Origin of the sequence: Marseilla massiliensis (genome assembly GCF_016899855.1) — a bacterium.
In the GTDB taxonomy this organism is placed as follows: Bacteria; Bacteroidota; Bacteroidia; order Bacteroidales; family Bacteroidaceae; genus Prevotella.
In genome coordinates, this window is sequence record NZ_JACJJG010000200.1 from 1 (window position 1) to 1,642 (window position 1,642).

2 protein-coding genes are annotated in these 1,642 nt (G+C 52.9%); both read right to left on the reverse strand.

Features of this window, described 5'->3' with window-relative positions:
* On the reverse strand, positions 1-185 hold a 185-nt coding region (locus H6A34_RS14350; protein WP_205106068.1), incomplete at its 3' end, for a DNA adenine methylase.
* On the reverse strand, positions 167-1,192 hold the full coding sequence (locus H6A34_RS14355; protein ID WP_205106069.1) for a DNA adenine methylase: 1,026 nt from the start codon (positions 1,190-1,192) through the stop codon (positions 167-169). The genes H6A34_RS14355 and H6A34_RS14350, both read right to left, overlap by 19 nt.
* Between the last annotated feature and the right edge of the window lie 450 nt (positions 1,193-1,642).

Below are 1,642 nucleotides of genomic sequence, written 5' to 3' on the forward strand. Positions count from 1 at the left end.
GTGTCGTTGTATACAGTGTGTCCTGCCTTGACGTTCATGCCTACGTTGCACCCGCCGCAGAACAGGTCGACGAACACGTCAATGCCGTCCGGGAAGTAAGGCAATATCTGGTCCAGTATCCTTGCCTTGCCGCCGATGTAGTTCAGCGGCGACGATATGTAGTTCTTTACCTGTTTACGCTGCATAGGAATAGCCTTTCCTGGTTGTCCTTGTTGAGTTCGCTCTTGCCCGCGTCAAAGCCTCTGTGGCTCATGTTGAACACCCTAACCTCGCCGCGCAGCGACATAATCCTTATTATCTCCTCGTCGGAAATTTTGGCGTTTGAGCGGCATTGCAGCTTCTTGCCGTTGTTGTTGTACGACAGGAGGATGTACCTGCTGCGCAGTTTCATGACAAGTTCCTCGAGCGCTTCGGCAGCCTCGGCGCTCTTGCAGTACCTGCTCTTCATGGTGCTCCTGTCCATCTTGCGCGCTACGCCGAACACTTCGGGCTGGCGCCATTGCGCCACGTTCTCCAGCAGGTGGTACGTGTCGCAATACTGGCGGCTGTTGTACGGCGGGTCGAGATAGGCCACGTCGGTCTCCTCACGGTCGGCTATGGTGTTTGAGTCGGCGCAGTAGATGCGGTTGTCAGGGTTCATCGGCGCGTCGTTCTGCGGCATGCGCAGCTCGAGCGCGCCGTCGTACTTGCCGTCGCGGATGAAGGAGTCGTAGTGTCCGCACGTGTGGCTTATCCTGTCCATTGCGTAGATGAGCGACGTTATGATGGAGGCTCGCTCGCGTCTGTTTATTTCACGGTTGGCGTAGCGTGTCTCCACGTCGTCTCGGATGAATCCTATTTTGCGGCACGTTGCCGTGTTGAAGTAAGTGTCAGAGAAGTTGCGCGACATGTAGTTGTCCTCGTTAGAGGCGTCATAGGCGTTATAGTAGTCGAGCAGGCGCGCCAGCCGTTCACGGTCGACAGGCTCGGGCGAGAACCAGCACAGCGCGGCAAGATAGTTGCTGTACATCATGTCGCATACTACAAGGCGCTTGTCGGTAAACGCCGAGGCCACGCTACCCGTGCCCGAGAACACGTCGAAAAATGAGCGTACGCCTTCGCAGTTGCCGTCAACAACGCTTCTTATCCACCCAAGCAACTTGTATTTGTTGCCCAAATAGCGCCGGTTACTTATATTGAACGTTTCCATCATATAGTCGAGTCATGGGCAGCATACCAAGCTGGGGTTGTCGCTTGCGCCCTAATGTACGGTAAATATTGTTCAAAATTACAAAGAAAAAAACTGTCATGCAAATTTTACGTACGCAAAATCGGGTTTACACGCGGCGAGTCCGTCGGCCGCCGCAGTGACCCGAGACAACGACCAACGGTTGGATACTTGGATATCACGCCTGTAAAACGCCGTCTTCCGTAATATGAAAGACGGCATATCGCCACGTAAAAGGCCGTAAACGGGGAGCTAAAAGACGGCCTTTTGGATTTGAAACGTAAACTTGCCGCTACGCTTGCGGTTAACATACATATTCACTATCCATATGGTTGATTGTAAGTAAACAGGCATATAATACTTACGGTTTTTACCCTCGGTAATACGTTCTCGCGCCGTCCGCCACCCACTCTTTACAAAAATATTTAGGGCAAA

Coding starts and splice junctions, on each gene's coding strand:
- H6A34_RS14355 (WP_205106069.1), bottom strand. CDS start 1,192: ATGATGGAAACGTTCAATATAAGTAACCGGCGCTATTTGGGCAACAAA.